General features: G+C 47.6%; 15 protein-coding genes. All 15 read left to right on the top strand.

Annotation, left to right across the window (positions count from 1 at the left end; all coding sequences use genetic code 11):
* Window positions 1-85: 85 nt before the first annotated feature.
* Window positions 86-2,131: a hypothetical protein gene (locus tag H8S18_RS07270; RefSeq protein WP_186857652.1), complete on the top strand. Its 2,046-nt coding sequence runs from the start codon at window positions 86-88 to the stop codon at window positions 2,129-2,131.
* A gap of 33 nt (window positions 2,132-2,164) precedes the next feature.
* Window positions 2,165-3,340, top strand: coding sequence for a DUF58 domain-containing protein (locus tag H8S18_RS07265; protein WP_186857651.1), 1,176 nt, complete (start codon window positions 2,165-2,167; stop codon window positions 3,338-3,340).
* A gap of 13 nt (window positions 3,341-3,353) precedes the next feature.
* Window positions 3,354-5,747: a transglutaminase family protein gene (locus tag H8S18_RS07260; protein WP_186857650.1), complete on the top strand. Its 2,394-nt coding sequence runs from the start codon at window positions 3,354-3,356 to the stop codon at window positions 5,745-5,747.
* 60 nt (window positions 5,748-5,807) lie between these two features.
* Window positions 5,808-6,176 (top strand): homing endonuclease associated repeat-containing protein, encoded by a 369-nt coding sequence (locus tag H8S18_RS07255; RefSeq protein ID WP_186857649.1) that lies wholly within the window; start codon window positions 5,808-5,810, stop codon window positions 6,174-6,176.
* The gene (locus H8S18_RS07250) at window positions 6,136-7,254 is read left to right on the top strand and encodes a DUF4430 domain-containing protein (RefSeq protein ID WP_186857648.1); all 1,119 of its coding nucleotides are present in this window, start codon (window positions 6,136-6,138) and stop codon (window positions 7,252-7,254) included. Before H8S18_RS07255 ends, H8S18_RS07250 begins: the two co-directional genes overlap by 41 nt.
* Before the next feature lie 71 nt (window positions 7,255-7,325).
* Window positions 7,326-8,210, top strand: coding sequence for an energy-coupling factor transporter transmembrane component T (locus H8S18_RS07245; protein ID WP_186857647.1), 885 nt, complete (start codon window positions 7,326-7,328; stop codon window positions 8,208-8,210).
* Complete coding sequence (locus tag H8S18_RS07240) at window positions 8,183-9,868, top strand: ABC transporter ATP-binding protein (protein WP_186857646.1); 1,686 nt, start codon at window positions 8,183-8,185, stop codon at window positions 9,866-9,868. The genes H8S18_RS07245 and H8S18_RS07240 overlap by 28 nt, the downstream gene beginning before the upstream one ends.
* Entirely contained in the window at window positions 9,844-10,701 is an 858-nt protein-coding gene (locus tag H8S18_RS07235) for a sugar phosphate isomerase/epimerase family protein (RefSeq protein ID WP_186857645.1), read from the top strand. Before H8S18_RS07240 ends, H8S18_RS07235 begins: the two co-directional genes overlap by 25 nt.
* Window position 10,702: 1 nt before the next feature.
* Entirely contained in the window at window positions 10,703-11,458 is a 756-nt protein-coding gene (locus H8S18_RS07230; RefSeq protein ID WP_186857644.1) for an ECF transporter S component, read from the top strand.
* 2 nt (window positions 11,459-11,460) lie between these two features.
* The gene (locus H8S18_RS07225; RefSeq protein ID WP_186857643.1) at window positions 11,461-12,354 is read left to right on the top strand and encodes an energy-coupling factor transporter transmembrane component T; all 894 of its coding nucleotides are present in this window, start codon (window positions 11,461-11,463) and stop codon (window positions 12,352-12,354) included.
* Between the two features lie 11 nt (window positions 12,355-12,365).
* Window positions 12,366-13,046, top strand: coding sequence for a hypothetical protein (locus H8S18_RS07220; protein ID WP_186857642.1), 681 nt, complete (start codon window positions 12,366-12,368; stop codon window positions 13,044-13,046).
* A 33-nt stretch (window positions 13,047-13,079) separates the two neighbouring features.
* Complete coding sequence (locus H8S18_RS07215; RefSeq protein WP_186857641.1) at window positions 13,080-13,724, top strand: hypothetical protein; 645 nt, start codon at window positions 13,080-13,082, stop codon at window positions 13,722-13,724.
* Window positions 13,725-13,964: 240 nt separating this feature from the next.
* On the top strand, window positions 13,965-14,375 hold the full coding sequence (locus tag H8S18_RS07210) for a sigma-70 family RNA polymerase sigma factor (protein ID WP_186857640.1): 411 nt from the start codon (window positions 13,965-13,967) through the stop codon (window positions 14,373-14,375).
* A gap of 460 nt (window positions 14,376-14,835) precedes the next feature.
* Complete coding sequence (locus tag H8S18_RS07205; RefSeq protein ID WP_186857639.1) at window positions 14,836-15,042, top strand: helix-turn-helix domain-containing protein; 207 nt, start codon at window positions 14,836-14,838, stop codon at window positions 15,040-15,042.
* A gap of 79 nt (window positions 15,043-15,121) precedes the next feature.
* Window positions 15,122-16,639 carry a tyrosine-type recombinase/integrase gene (locus tag H8S18_RS07200; protein ID WP_186857638.1) on the top strand — a complete coding sequence of 506 codons (1,518 nt, stop codon included), beginning with the start codon at window positions 15,122-15,124 and terminating at the stop codon, window positions 16,637-16,639.
* Window positions 16,640-16,935 lie beyond the last annotated feature (296 nt).

Here is a 16,935-nt window from a genome sequence, read left to right as displayed (position 1 = left end):
TGGATATTAGCCCGCTTAAAAACGGGCTAATATCCGCAATCCCTACTGAAAATAAAACAACGTGTTTTTAACAAAGAGGTTTTAAATGAAGAAATCTGTATGGTCGGTATTAAGCAGAATCATTGCGGTCGCGCTTGGAATATGTTTGTTTGCCGGCTGTTTATTCACTGTGCAGGCACAAAACACGATTGCGCCTGAAAATCCGATTACAGAAAAAAAAGAAACGCAGAGCATTCCTCTGACGAGCGCCTCTGCGATTCAGATAGACGAGGATTTGCTTGATCTTGATTCCGATGTCACGGAAGCAGAAAGTCAAGAAACAAATGAAGAAGAGTTTTCAGCTGAAACGATTAGTGACAGTTTAAATTCCGGTGCGATTGCCGGTGAAAATACCGAAAGCGGAAATGGGGGAGGAGCAGCCGGAACGGGTAGTACGCCCGGATCGGAAAGCTTTACGCTACCCAGTAACGTCAACTATTTTTTTGTGGATATCGTTGATTTGCAGCAGCCATATTATCCAAGCGATCCAAGATGTTATTATCGAATCACACATATCTATCCGGAACTGGAAGTCGAGAATATAGTGATTCTCGACAATGGACAGCCGGTGTCGCACTATGGCGGAAATGCGGATGAGGGTTGGTTAAATTTGGTTTCGGGCGAAAATTGGCTTACCGTGCAGGTGACTTATCGTCTGCCGAATGGAGAAACCAAGACATTTGAACGGGCAACCAATCCGGCCATGGTTCTTTTGCAGGATCCGCTTGATATTACATTTGAAGATAATTTAAAAGCGGAATATGATAATCCCGCTATTAGTTTTTATGTTAATCCCAGTCCTGCCGAAGCGAATGTACAGGTTTATGCGAACGGTAGTCTTGTTCCGTTGGGAGAGGACGGACAATATCATGCAACGCTGAATCAGGGAGAGAATAAGATTACATATCGAGCAAAAGCGGCGGGCTGGAATGATACAGAGATCAGTCAGACGGTCATTTACCGAAAGACGGCGATTCGTGTATACAGCCCGGAGTTGGAGGAGATGCGCTATGAAACCGGTTATACGCATTATGAGGATACGATCACTTTCTCAACGCGCGTAGAAAATATTGAAACGGGCGAGCCTGTTTCTGGCGTAAAGATGGATATCTATTTGCAGGGCACACTTGTAAAGTCTTTGTCTGGAGGAGATCACGACAATATTACTCTAAATTTGCCGATTGCCGCAATGAATGGGATTACGATTGTGGCAAGAGGGGCGAATAGTGAGAATAATGAAACGCAGTCTGCGGAAGTAAGCTATATCGTCAACAAGAGACCCGGGGGGCCGACTCCGGATGAAGTATTAGCTGGTACAAAGCCTAACGCCAACCTTCCGGCGGTATCGACGACGCATGATCCCACTTTGGATTTCAGGGTATCGCCAACAACGATCGATACGACGGGCGACAGTTATGCGATCTCGACCCATAAAGTAAAAGTATACCACACAAGTACCGTCACGAGCAGGACTTATGTACTTATGCGGGAAGATATTATGGGGCTGTATTGCTATACGGTTAATCTGGATGAAGGATATAATCTGGTAGAACTCGTATTGGTAACGGACGAACTTTATGAAATCACATACCGTTATGAGGTTTATTATATTCCGCAGCCAAGCACTGGGGAACCGATTGGATCGATTTATGTATCGGTAGACGCCTCGGTAATCGGGCTTTCCGGTATTGCGGCAGGATATGTCGATATCTATGAAGGGGATTCGCTGGGCACCGCCGTCCGCAGGCTTTTGGAGCAGCATGGTTATCAGGTAAGCATGAAAGGCGAGTCCAACTATGCTATGTATATTGAAGCTATTATAAAAAAGGGGATGTTGTCTGGTTGGTCACAGGATATGATCGGAACGTCGGAGAGACAGATGATAGAACAGGCAATACAGGAAGACCCGAACTTCTGGACGGGAAACTACGATTATAACAGTCTCGGGGAATTCGATTTTACGACCGGATCGGGCTGGATGTTCACGCTGAACGGCACGCCGATCAGTGGACTGTCAAATGAATTTCCAAAGGACGGAGACACATGCAAAATGATGTTTTCATTAATGAGAGGCAGCGATATCGGGCTTTGATTGCGGATATCTGCGGTATGAAAGGATAAGACGATGCTTAAATCACGAGTAGTATGGGGACTATGTCTGGCGGGGGCGTTTCTATTTTTGGTTTTTTCAGATGAATCGCTCGCCCTGATGCTTTTTATCTTAACTGTGGCAGTACCCGTTATTGCGATTGGAATGAATCAGATTGCTGCGCGAAAAATATTTGCAGGCCTCGAGCTCCCGCAAATGGGAGAAAAAGGGCAGCAAATCGTATGCCGCATCAAAGGGAAAAACGGTCGGAGATTGCCGGTTGCGCCGATTCGCTGCCGGTTGCATTGTGAGAATCTTTCTACTGGAGAAGAACTACAGCAAGAGGTGCTGTTCCCGATTGGCGCCAAAACGAAATGCGATGTTCCGTTTGTTTTGGCAAGCAGCCATTGCGGATGCATCCGTGTGAGTGTGGAGGAGCTTTGTGCATATGATATTTTTGGTTTAGTTCCAGTTCAAGCACCTCACGGACAGATGGCGGAAACAACCGTGTTGCCTGTAACTTTTGCCCCGCAGCTAACCGTAATGGCACACTTGGCAAAAGATATAGAGGCGGATGAGTATTCGCAGGAAAGACCGGGCTTCGACCCGAGCGAGACTTTTGCCATACGGGAATATCATCCGGGAGACAGTATTCGCAGGATTCATTGGAAATTATCAGGAAAATTCGATGAACTTCTGATCAAAGAAGCAGGACTGCCGGTACGCCATTCTTTTTTGGTGCTGTTTGAAACAAGCCAACCCGCAACGGCAGGCAGGCAGGCGGACGTTAAAGACGCGTTGAATGAAATTATGATGTCACTGTGTCAAGCGATGACAGAAGAAGATATTACTTACGAAGTAGGCTGGCAAGATCACGATGCCGGGAAATTTTTCCATACGCGTGTGACGAACTTGGACGAGTTAGCCGGGATCGCGGATAAAATGCTGCGTGCACGCTGCATAACTGATGGCGCAGATGCGATAAGTTGTTTCAGAGAATCGTATGAAGAAAATAAATTTGAACATATCATGTATGTTTCATCGTTTCTCCCCGCACATTTTGAGGAATTTTCAAATGGCGCTTTTGCGACCGGGATCATATGTACTGAAGATGATTCCATCACTGCGCTGACTGATGCTTCCGGGAATATCAGTCTGCATTTTTGCTCTCCCGAGAATTATGAAAAGGAATTATTTGCGCTTGCAATCTAATATAAGTATGGCTATGAAACAAACGAAATCATTACATTTTTCCCTGCTTCCTGCGCCGGAAGCGCAGCAAATTTCAATAGGCGCTGTCGTACAAGGCAGCATACTTGCCATCTTGTTTTTCCTTGGAATAGGCGGGATGCTATACTGGGCATTTGCACCATCTGCTATGCTTGAGATATTGATTCCGATCGGGATTGTTGGCTGCATCATTTTTACGTTTGTACTGAGGAAGCGCAGTTTGCGGCGTTTGGGACTGATTGTTTTAGCGCTTTGGCTGGTTGGTTTCTGTCTGATTTTGCAGACGGACGTACTGAATGGATTATGTCTGACAGCCAACCGCATTGGAGAGGTGCTTGGCCAAAGCTTCGGCCGTATTTATCCAATTTATGATATTTCTGTTGATCAGAGCGGCTATGAGTTGTCCGCGACATTGTTTTTTATCCCGGTCAGTCTATTGCTGTCACTATTGAGTGGGTATCTTGCTTATACGCACGATGCGGCGGTTTCCTTGGCAATTACTGCGGGAATCATTTTTATCTATGTTTTCTTAAAAATAGAAATTGCCGTTATATGGCTGCTTTTGCTTGTGCTTGCACAGTTCCTTTTACTTGCCCAAGCTTATGGGAACAGACAAAATTTTTACGGCGGTTTTACAACCGCCTATCGATCTGTAGCTGCGATTGCCGCAGGCGTATTTGCATTATCGGCGATTGTTGTCTTTCTGACAGTACCGTCTTATGAAAATAGTCCACTTAAGAATACACGGGAAAGCTTGATTAGAACGGTCGACCAGATACGCTATGGGGTAGAACCTACGCTGGGCATGCCCGATGGCGATTTTACTAATTTACAGGCATTTGAGCCGTCGGACGAGACAGCACTCGAGGTCACGATGGAGAAGCCGGAATCTCTTTGGCTGCGCGGATATGTGGGAAGTGTTTATAATGGGCATGGGTGGAGTGAAAGCGATTCAAAAAGCCTATATGAGTATGCCGACATTTTTTACTGGCTGCATCGTGATAATTTTTATGGGCAAAAGCAATTGGCAGATGCCGCAGCAGTTACAGGGAAAGCCTCCTATGATCAGGCATTTGGAATCCATGTGAATAATGTGGGAGCGAGCAGCCGCAACATTTACGCGCCATATGAGTTATATATGGCAGGCGGAGAATTGATGCCTGCCGACATCATCGGAGATACAGCGCTGGTAAGTACAGGTTTTCGGGGGCAGAGGCAATATGAATATCTTTCTTTGCCCAATATAGTCAAACGCTATCCTGATATCATGCGGGAATTATATGGCGATGACGCTGAAACAAAACTTTCTACGGAAGCCTTCTTAACAGTGGAAAGTAATTACGCGGAATATATTTATGATCAATATACGCAGCTCCCCGAGGATACAACGCGATGGATAGAACAATATTTAAGTGATGTATTGCCAACTCAGGAAGAAGCGAATTATGCAAATGTTAAACAGGCGATCATTCAGTATTTAACTGAGCAAACCGAATATTCAACAGAGCCTTCACAAGCAGGGAGCGGTGATTTTGCCTACGATTTTCTGTTTTTGGATAAAGAAGGGTATTCCGTACACTACGCGACGGCTGCCACTTTAATGTTTCGCGCTTGTGGGATTCCGGCACGTTATGTTGAAGGTTATTTAATAACTCCACAGGATGTGCAGAGCGCTGCCGATCATTCAGTTTTTCAGATAGATGGTACGCATGCTCATGCATGGGTAGAGGTGTATCAAAGTGGGGTAGGCTGGATACCTGTGGAGGTAACGCCGCCTTATTTCGGACTGATGGAAGAAGCAGATTCACTTGAGGGTGTTCCGGGAACACGACCCGAATCGACTCCTGCTGCAAGCCCAGAGAATAATACGGTTGAAAATCAAGAGGAAATACCCAATCAGGTAGACGGTGAGAAAGCGGTAGCTGGGAACCTGCTGCTTATCATTTTGATTATTGTGTTTGCTGCAGCAGCTATATTTTTCCTGTGGCGCTATTGGAAGAAAAGACAAATGCAGTTTAAGAAAAAAGTAGAAGCGTGTCTTAATGAGAAAAACAATGAAGCAATAACAGCAATGTTCATTTGTGCGATGGATGCTCTTTCAACGTTAGGTCTAAAGGATGGCGGCGTTTGGTTGCTTGAGCAGCTGCGCCGTGAACTGAAGCCAGTCGATGGGGTGTCGGAGAAACGGATAGCACAAGTTTTTGCCGTTTATGAAGAGGCAACGTATTCTGCACATGAGATGAGCCAAGAAAGCCGAAAAGAAATGGAGGACTTTATAGAAGAAGTATATTTATTGCTCCGCGAACGCTTCGTTGGGCTAAAGAGGCTAAAAATATGCGGTTTTCTAAAGCTTGCTGCGGAAATAAAATCCGCACATGAAAAGCGGTAAACAATACGTAAAATATCGGTTTAGAGGAGAAATTTTCTATACTGGAGAGAAAGTTAAAAGATGGATTTATTTGAAGCATGCAGGCTGGAAGCCGAGAAATGGAAAAAAATGGAAACCTTAGGGGCGTTCCGCAATATGGATCAAAAACGTGCGGAACAATATTGCCGTTACAGGAGCGCATGTGTTCACCGCTATATGCCATTATATAATAGGATGAGCGATGAAGCGCTCTTGCAAATTTTACGTGATCGTGCAGAAGAGCTTGGAAGAAATCCAACACGCCGAGAGATATTTCCAGCCTACCATATATTTTTGCGGTTGAGATTTAAAAATTGGCCGTCTGCGTTAAGAGCGGCAGGGTTAAAGCCTTCAAAGGAAAAGAAGAAACATGGAAAATGTGAAAAAAAGAAAACGAAAAAGAATTTTTAATATCATCATGATAGTTGTGGCTGCCATAATTGTGATTGCAGCAATTATGCTTGCAGGTAATTTACAGGGTTGGTTTGGTTTTGGAATAGGAACCGATGCGGTAATGGCCGAGAATGTGATCGGCAGTGTAAGTATCCAACGAGGCGGGGTAGCCTACTCGCTTGAAGACGGAATGAAGTTGCGGGAAGGAGATCTTATAGAGACCACAAACGGATCGTCGGTAGACCTTATTCTCGGAGGAGGAACGGTTAGTCTTGGCCAAAATACCGAGGCGCTGTATGTTAGCGGAGACGAATTAGCCGTAGAGTTAATGCACGGTGAGATTTTTGTAAATGCGGACAGTGCATTTACTATAAAACTCACGGAACTTAAAGTGGATATATCCGCCTTATCCGGAGTTTTCTCTGTGAGTGCGCCGGCTGGCAGTGCAAACGTATATGTTTATGAAAATGAGATAGCTGCCAAAGGAATGAAAATATCAGCTGGACAGGGAACTTCTTTCTATGCTGATAGTCAGCCTTCGTCTGTTATAAATCTTTCTGCTGCAGAGTTGAATGATTTTATCATCCGGAAAGCAATTGCGGCCGGACAGGCAAAACCCTTATGCTTCACAAATGAGCAGCTAAATCAAATTTTAGAAGAACGGGAAGAAGCATCGAAAGCTGCATTAGGACAACAATATAGCGACGACTCATCCAATGACAACGTATGCTCCATTATAATTCGCTGCGATGAAATACTTGAAAATATGGATGATCTGAAAGAAGGAAAAAACAAATATGTCCCGCAAGACGGTACAATTCTCAATGCGACTTCGATTGAATTCGAAGAGGGGGAAACGGTGTTTGATATCCTTGTTCGCGTGTGCGAAAATGCTGATATCCAGCTTGAGTACGCATGGGTTCCATTATATGATAGCTACTATGTTGAGGGAATCAACAATCTTTATGAATTTGACTGCGGGAAACAGTCCGGTTGGCAATATGAAGTGAATGGATGGTCTCCAAACTATGGATGCTCTTCCTATGCTGTAAAATCCGGCGACGCTATCGTATGGAGTTATGCATGTGAATACTAATGACTACTCCCTATATATCAATAGAAATAGTTATAAATAATGGAGTGAGTAGGATAATTAGGAGGTTAAAAATGGAGCAGGGCTTCGGGGGATATCATCCGGCGGTCAATTTCATATTTTTTGCGGGCGCGATCCTGTTCGGAATGTTTTTTGTGCATCCCGCTTTTTTGCTTCTGTCCGTCGGGCTGTCCTGTACGAGCTATTTTCTCTTCAAGGGACGGCGCGGCGTGCGCCTTTTGCTGGGTATGCTGGTGTTGGTGGCAACAGTATCGCTTCTGAACCCGCTGTTCAACCCGTATGGGGAGACGGTGCTGTTCATGTGGATGTGGGGGAGGCCGTTCACGCTGGAAGCGCTTTTGTACGGGCTTGCGACGGGTGGGATGTTCCTGACGGTCATTCTGTGGTTCGCGTGTTATAATGAGATCATGACGAGCGATAAGTTCACCTACCTGTTCGGGAAATTTGTTCCTGCGCTTTCGCTGGTTCTGTGTATGGTGCTGCGCTTTGTACCACATTATGAGGAAAAAATACGGGTTATCGGCGGGGCGCGGCGGTGTATCGGGAAATCGGCGGAAAACGGAACGAAGCGGGAGCGGCTTGAAAGCGGCATGGCGGTTCTGTCCGTGCTCACGTCGTGGTCGCTCGAGGGCGCGGCGGTCACGGCGGACTCCATGAAGAGCCGGGGATACGGCAGCGGGCCGCGGACGAATTTTTCCATCTATCGGCTTTCCCGCCGGGACGGAGTGGTCCTGACGCTGCTCGCGGTGTGTGCGGCGGGGCTCGCCGCATGTATGCTGCGGGGCGGAACGGAGGCAGTGTTCCTGCCCGGTATTTTCTGGGCGCAGGGCCCGGCAACGGCGCTCGGGTCGGTTTTCTACGGGATATTTTTGGCGGTTCCCGCCGCGATTCAAATAGGGGAGGGTATCACATGGCGCATTTTGCGGTCGAGGATTTGACGTTTACTTACCCGGAGGCGAAAAAAGAGGCGCTTTCCGGCGTGAGCATCAGCATTGAAAAGGGGGAATACGTCACCCTGTGCGGAAAGAGCGGAAGCGGCAAAACGACGCTGATGCGGCACCTGAAAACCGTGCTGACCCCACATGGGAAGCGCACGGGCCGTATTTTATTTGACGGGCAGCTGCTCGATACTGTGAGCCTGCGCGAGCAGAGCGCGCGCATCGGGTATGTCATGCAGGACCCGGACAGTCAGATCGTGACAGATAAGGTGTGGCACGAGCTGGCGTTCGGGCTGGAGAGCCTCGGGTGCGACCAGAAGACCATGCGCCTGCGCGTGGCGGAAATGGCGAACTATTTCGGCATCGGAACGTGGTTTCACCGGAATGTGGCAGAGCTTTCGGGCGGGCAGAAGCAGCTTTTGAACCTCGCGTCCATCATGGCGATGCAGCCGGACGCGCTCATCCTCGACGAGCCGACGAGCCAGCTCGACCCCATTGCCGCAGCGGATTTCCTCAATACGGTGCGCAAAATAAACCTCGAGCTCGGAACGACGGTCATTCTGTCCGAGCACCGGCTGGAGGAGGTGTTCCCCAGTGCGGACCGGGTGATCGTGATGGAAAACGGGAAAGTTTTGGCGGAGGACACGCCCCGCCGCATCGGGCAGCGGCTGCATGCGGAACAAAGCGACATGGCGGCCGCGCTCCCGTCGCCCATGCGCATTTTTTACGGTGTGGGGAGCAGCCTTGATTGCCCGCTCACGGTACGCGAGGGGCGCAGGTGGCTCTCGGAGGAACTGAAAGACACGAAGATCAGGCAGGACAGCCTGCCCGATCCCGGGGAGACAGAGGAGCCGGAGGCAAAGGACGCCGCCGTTGCGCTCAAAGAGGTGTGGTTCCGCTATGAAAAGGACGCGCCGGACGTGCTGCGCGGCACAAGCCTTTCCGTGCCGAAGGGAACTCTGTTCGCCGTGGTAGGTGGGAACGGCACGGGAAAATCCACCATGCTGAAAACGGTGTGCGGGATATGCAGGCCCTACCGGGGCAAGGTGATGATCGATGGAAAGCGGATCGAAAAATATAAGGCGGAAGAGCTGTTCCGCGGCAACCTTGCCATGCTGCCGCAGGACCCGCAGAGCCTGTTCGTCAAAAAAACGGTGGAGGAGGACCTTGTAGAGATGCTCGCGGACGTTCCGGGGAGCATCGGAGAAAAAGAGGAGCTCATCAACGGGGTGGCGCGGGACTGTGAGGTAATGGGGCTGCTTTCCTCCCACCCCTACGATCTTTCGGGCGGAGAGCAGCAGCGGGCGGCGCTTGCGAAGGTGCTGCTGTGCAGGCCGCGTATCCTGCTTCTCGACGAGCCCACAAAGGGCATCGATAACTTTTACAAGCAAAAGCTGGCGGAAATTTTAGACAGGCTGAAAGCAAAGGGAGCGACGGTCCTCATGGTGTCGCACGACGTGGAATTCTGCGCGCAGTATGCGGACAGCGTTTCCATGTTTTTCGACGGCGGCGTGGTGACGACGAACACGCCCGCGCGCTTTTTTTCGCAGAACAGCTTTTATACAACGGCGGCGAACCGCATGAGCCGCCATATGTTCAAAAATGCGGTGACGAACGGGGACGTGATCGAGCTATGCCGGATCAACAAACAAAACTGAAGCGGTGCGGAACGTATACGTGGTTCGGGTTCACTCTGCCGTTTGAGCGAAAGCTCGCGCTCATCGCGGAGGCGGGCTTTCAGACCATCTGCACATGGTGGGACGATACGTTTGCCGGAACGGACGGGCGCAAGGAGGAGCATTTCCGGCTCGCGGAGCGGGCGGGGCTTTTCCTCGAGCACACGCATCTTCCCTATTTCGGGTGCGACGCTCTGTGGTTTCCCGGAGAAGAGGGAGATGCGCTGTGCGCGCGCTATGCGCAGAGCGCGGCGCAGGCGGCGGACGCGGGAATCAAGACGGCGGTGCTGCACCCGTTCGGGAAATACGTGCCCGAAAACGGAAACTGGAGCATATACCTCGCGCGCATGCGGCGCATTGCGGAGCGGTGTGAACAAAGCGGCATACGCCTTGCCGTCGAGAACCTTGCGGACAACGAAGCGCTCGTGCATATTGTGGACGCCCTGCGGGAAAACCCGTTTGTCGGTATCTGCTTTGATACCGGGCATAATCATGTGACCGCGCCGAACGATTTCAGTCTGCTTTCGCATTTTTCAGACCGGGTATTTGCCCTGCATGTGCATGACAACGGCGGACGGCGGGACGAGCACCTGCTTCCCTATGAGGGGACGGTGGATTGGGCCGCGTTCCTCGCGGCGGTGGAGCAGACGGATTTCGACGGATCGCTGATGCTCGAGGCGTGCTGGCCCGTGGACTGGGATAAGCTCAACGAGCCGGATTATGAATATGAAGAGCCGCCCATACCGCCGGAGAAATACCTTGCGCGGGCAAGGAAAAGCTGTGGACGGATATTGGGAGAAAGGATGGAGGGTTAACATGGAAGAATATATCACGCTCGGAAAAAAGAAACGGGAGGAGCAGCCGGAAAAGCGAAAGTTTTCGCGGCGTACGGTACTCTCATTTTTTATCATTCTGATCGCTATCCCTTTTACGATATGGTTTGGCTGGCGCTACGGAGACCGGAATTTTTATATCGTGAGCCTGCTTATCATTATCTATACGATGATCCCCTTTTTTCTCGTGTTTGAAAAGCGCAGACCGCAGGCGCGGGAGCTCGTCATCCTTGCCGTGATGTGTGGCATCGCTGTTGCCTCACGTGCTATTTTCATCTGGCTTCCCCATTTCAAGCCCATGACCGCGGTCATTATCATTACAGGAATCGCGTTCGGGGCGGAGGCGGGCTTCCTCACGGGTGCGGTATCCGGCTTTGTTTCCAATTTTATTTTCGGGCAGGGCGCGTGGACGCCGTGGCAGATGTTCGCGTTCGGTATGGCGGGCTTCCTTGCCGGGTTGTTTTACCAGAAAGGCCTGCTGCGCAGGGAAAAGCTTCCGCTGTGCGTGTTCGGGGGCGTAGTCACGATGTGTGTGGTGGGGCCGCTGCTCGACACCTGCGCGCTGTTTACCATGAGCTCGGTCATCACGCCGGAAAGCGCGGCGGCCATCTATCTTTCGGGCCTGCCCGTGAACGCGGTGCACACCTCGGCCACGGTGCTCACCCTGCTTCTGGTCTCAAAACCGATGTTTGAAAAGCTGGACCGCGTGAAGCGGAAATACGGCATGCTGGAGGCGTAAACATGCGCTTCGACTCATGGCACCCGGCGGTCAATTTCATCTTTTTTGGTATCGTCATCGCTTCGGCAATTTCGTTCGACCAGCCGGTGTTCCTTGCCATCGGCTATGCCTGCTCCTTTGCCTATTCGGTCAAGCTGAACGGGAAAAGGGCGGTCTGCTTCAACCTTGCGCTCATTCCGCTCATCGTGCTGTTCGCCCTTTTTTATTCGGGCTACAACCACTTCGGGGTCACGAACCTCGCCGTCAATTTCATCGGCAACCAGCTCACCCTCGAGGCCCTTGTCTCCGGCTTTGTCATCGGAACGCGGGCGGCGTCGGTGCTGATGTGGTTTTCCTGCATGAACGCCGTCGTTTCGAGCGACAAGGTGGTGTATCTTTTCGGGCGCGTTTCGCCCCGTTTGTCTCTGTTTTTATCTATCCTGCTGCGCATGGTGCCGCGCGTGAAGGAACGTGCGCGGAAGATCGGCGCCGCCCAGCGGGCGATCGGACGCGGAGCGGGGCAGGGGGGCCTCCTGCGCCGCATGCGAAACGGTATGCGCATCGCGTCTATCGTGATCACATGGACGATGGAGAGCATGATCGGCACGTCGGACTCCATGAAAAGCCGGGGCTATACCCTGCGGGGGCGCACCGCCTTTTCCATTTACCGCTTCGACTACCGGGACAGGAGCTTCGTGCTCGTGCTGTTCGGCTGCGCCGCCATTCTCCTGATGGGCATACTGCTCGACCAGACGTGCATTCTGTATGACCCGGAGATCATCCTGAACCGTATCACGCCCCTTTCCGGCATATTCTATGCGGCCTATGCGCTTCTTTGCCTGCTGCCCATGCTGGTGCAGATAATGGGGGAGAGACGCTTTGCACGGCAGAGAAAAGCAGGCTGTGAAAACGTATAGGATAAAAAGAAATGCGGGAGTCGGAAGCTATTGAGGAAAAAATGCTTATGAAACCTATAAAAATCGCTTTATATATTTTTCTTGCTTCTTTACTGTTGGCAGGATGCACTTCTGTGTCTCCAATTTCAAGCAGTAGTCTAATTAGTACAGCCGATTCCCCCAAAACTTTACAAGACACAGAAGTTCCATCTCCGGAAACAGGAGGAGGATTGATGCCTCCTGCTTATTTCGATAGTGATGAAATGTTGATTGCCGCAATCAAGGAAGCCAAAAATAATACAAGCAAAAATGATGACCTTGATTTGGCGTCGATATCCGAGCTATACAAGCCCGCGACAATACCAGACGATTTGTCGTTTAAAAACATAGTTGTTAAAAAGACGTATATTTTTTATAGTTACATTAATGAAGAACAAACTGATTATGCAAATTTTAATTGGTTCCGAGAAATGAAGCCGGAGGTGGCGATGAATGGTCTTTATGGGCGTGGGGCGATAAGCGAACGCGAGATCGAATATAACGGAATCAAATATGTTTTCTTAGAGTGGGCAGACTTCGAAACAGGGAAATCTGATGGCTATTCCATACATTGGGTCAATGATAACAAGGCTTATGGCGCATCAATTCCGGCAGGCTGGACAGATGAGGAAATCCTTGCGTTTTGCCAGATAGAGACTGTGCCTGTAGAATAAATATTTGCTATTCACCATAAGGAGGCCACACCTATGAAATTTGTCAAAGTTCTTTTATGTGTTTTTGCATTACTACTGCTACTGTTGCTGACAGCATGTTCACCACAGCCATCAGTCAGCGTTAGTTCATCTAATCCCACTGCTTCTCAATCGCAGCCGCTGTATTCGGAAGAATCCCAACCGGAAACGGGAGGAGGATTGCTGCCTCTTGCTTATTTCGATAGTGATGAAATGTTGATTGCCGCAATCAAGGAAGCCAAAAATAATAATAAAAATGATGACTTTGATTTGGCGTCGATATCCGAGCTATATAAACCGGCAACTGTACCGGAAAATCTTTATTTCGAAGAAATACAAGTAAAAAAAACATATATTTCATACTGTTATGTTAACCAAAATCAGATTGAATATGCAAACTTTACATGGTTCCGAGAAATGAAGCCGGAAGTTGCGATGAATGGTCTTTATGGGCGTGGGGCGATAAGCGAACGCGAGATCGAATATAACGGAATCAAATATGTTTTCTTAGAGTGGGCAGACTTCGAAACAGGGAAATCTGATGGCTATTCCATACATTGGGTAAGCGAAGGCAGGGCTTATCAAGCGTATATTAAATCAATTTATACAGATGAAGAAATACTGGAATTTTGTCAATATGCAACCGTGCCTGTAGAATAGAGGTAAGAGAAAGAATATGTTTATTTAATAAGGTACATCTATAGCATATCGCATAAATATAGCGCTGAAGTAAACTGGAATCATTGTTATAACTTAAAAAAAGATACATAAATTTTAGCATCTTTGCGCTCTCAAATAGCGAAGATGTTTTTTGTGTACTTTTTTATAAGGCGAGGGCGCCTCCATACCTCCATTTTGAACAGATGCTTTAAAAACAAACTACAAAATGGAGGTATCGGTATGAAAAGGATCAATTTGAGGAAATACTATCCCTATTATAGTCATGACATTTGGGTTTTTGTGTCGGATGAAGTGGCGGAGGATATGGACGATGCGCTGCGTGAAGTATGGGCGCAAAATGCCAAAATACGGTATCACAAGGCATATTATTCTCTCGACCGCGACGATGGTATTGAAAAAGCGGCTCTTTATCCGCCGCTATCACCGGAAGAGCTTCTGATGCATAAGCTCAACCGAACAACGCTTTATTCGGCGTTGCTGGAGCTGCCGGGTAAGCAGGCAAACAGGCTGTACGCGAGATATTTTCTGCATCTTACTGCAGCGGAGATCGCGAGGCAGGAAGGGGTGAAACCCAATACAGTCGTACAGTCGCTCAAAAGAGCGTTAAAAAACCTGAAAAAATTATTGTAAAGGTGTCATTTTTCGGATGATTTTTCTCCTGATAGTAGAGGGAGTTATTTTCAAGCACCTTGATAAATAGCCGATAGAGTAAAAGGCTCATATCCAATCGCTTGAATACGTTTGTTGTATCACGAGCAAAGGACGCACACGCGAGGACTGCCAAACCATATTAGGTATGAGCGGGAAAGTCAACGTCCGGGAGTTTCCGCGGCAGGAAACGTGCCAAGACTGATACAGCACATAATGATACTTGCGCATAGTCGAGATCAGGTTCCAGAGTGCGCCCCTGCCGGAAGCAGGGTGGTGTGATCCCAATGACGGCTTTGCCAAAGCCGGTTCAAGTGGTTGCCTTTCCGCTATGGGGAGTAGTGTCGAATAATAGCGAATTGAATATATGAGATGAGCAGTGGGAAGAGAAAACCATGTATCTAAATCCCACTGCTCATTTTATTCTTCAGGGGGTGATAAAATGTCACCAGCAAACATCAATGAAAAAAATATGTTCCGCAATTATCCAGATATTGTTACTGTATCCCAATTACAGGAAATGCTGAATATTGGGCGCACTTACGCATACAAGTTGCTGAAGAATCAAGAGATATACAATAAAAAAGTAGGGAAAGAGTATAAAATTCCTAAAATCGGAGTTATTGAATATGTAAAGAGAAATGAATGAAAATTTTGCCTGCCAGCAGTCCTGATATAAAATGAAGATAGTTATATTTCTGGACTGCTTGTTTTGAAAGGAGGATAAAATGACAGGCAGCCTATATATTAAGAATAATGAGTATTATGTGATCCTGAATATGGTCGATGGTAGAGGAAAAAGAGTCAAGCAGCCTTGGATCAATACGACTCTCAAGGAAAGAGGGAATAAAAAAAGAGCAGAGGCGCTTCTGACAAGTATATGTAACTTATCGGAGGGAAATATTGAAGAAGAATTCATAAAAATTATCCGGAAAGAAATTAAAAAACAGGGGCCGGATGCGGTCATCGCGAATCTGAATGAGGACTATGGAAATTACCTGCGTACAAATCACATATTGGTATTACGTCCGGACTCAAGCGGCGAACATTACGAAGATGGCGACTTTTTGGATTGGGTGCAAATATGGATGGATTATAAATCTGATGAAGGAGATGTTGACGCGACAGTTATGGCGTATGAGTCTATTACCCGGGTTCATCTAAAACCCTATTTCACAAAATTGGGCAAAAAAATTAGTGAGCTTACGAGTGAGGATATCCGAAATTATTTTAAATTCAAGCGGAAAGAAAGCAAACTGTCTGAGAATACGCTTGCGAAGCACTATGTCGTGATTAGAGGCACATTGGCCTATGCAGTCAAAAAGAAAGTGATTTTTGAAAATGTTACTGACGAAGTGCAAAAGCCCCAGACTATTCCTTATTCAGCAAATTATTATAGCTTGCCAGAACTCAAAAAGTTACTTCAAACGGTTGCGGGAAATAAGCTCGAAACAGTGGTATATCTGTGTAGTTTCTTTGGATTACGCCGTTCAGAGGCATTAGGGTTAAAATGGGATGCGGTTGATTTTAACGCGAATATGATTACGATAAGAAATAAAGTCACGCAAATAAAAGGGTGTGACGGCCGTAGGCAAGTAAAAGCATCATCAAAATTAAAAACGAAAAGAAGTAGCCGATCCCTCCCAATGAGTTTATCAGTCAGGCAATATCTGTTACGCCTTAAAAGAATACAAAAAGAAAACAAAAAGTTTTTCGGAAAAGGATATGATTATACTTGGGACGGATATGTGTGTGTCAATGTGGATGGCACATTGATTTGTCCGGATTATGTGAACAGTATGTTTCCTAAGTTCTTAAAAAAACACCATTTGCGGAAAATCAGATTTCACGATCTTAGGCACACTTGTGCAACACTTTTACTGCGTGCAGGGTTCAACATGCGACAACTACAAGAGTGGTTGGGGCATAGTGATTTTGGCATTACAGCAAAGATATATGCCCATGTTGATTACGAGGATAAAGCGACAATGGCGGATAGCCTTGAGCATCAGATCAATGGTGGCGTTCTGGGTGAAAATAGTGAAGGGCGTAAAAAGGAAGCTCTCAGACAATGCGCACTTGATTTGCTGAAACAAGGAGAAACGCTCGAAACTGTAAAAGAGTGGCTTCATTTGGAGGAAGACGATATCTATGATAATGTTGCAACTGAAGATTTTACCATGATGTGTAAAACTATTGAAGAGGGTATAACCGAGGATACATTGAATGATCTATTGAGCGCATGAAGTGTTGCCGTGTTAGAAAAATGTTAGAAAAATTGCATTTTAGGAGAACACAAACCGAAGAAAATGGCTTAACAAAGCGGTATTTGGGAGATAGAAATACAAATAGAGCGCAGGACTCCGACTCCTGAGGCCGAAGGTTCGAATCCTTTCGGGCACACCAAAAACCATTTTATGCGCAAAGCGCATGGAATGGTTTTTTTATGCAGAAGATTCGAACCTTCGAAGGTTCATGCAAACGTAAGCGAAACGCGAAGCGGGCGCTATCCTTTCGGGCACACCCTTTTATTGATTGATAT

The sequence above is a fragment of the Christensenella tenuis genome, from assembly GCF_014287795.1.
Classification (GTDB): Bacteria; Bacillota; Clostridia; order Christensenellales; family Christensenellaceae; genus Christensenella; species Christensenella tenuis.
Note: the sequence above shows the minus strand (reverse complement) of the source record. Positions and strands in the feature narration are given on the sequence as shown.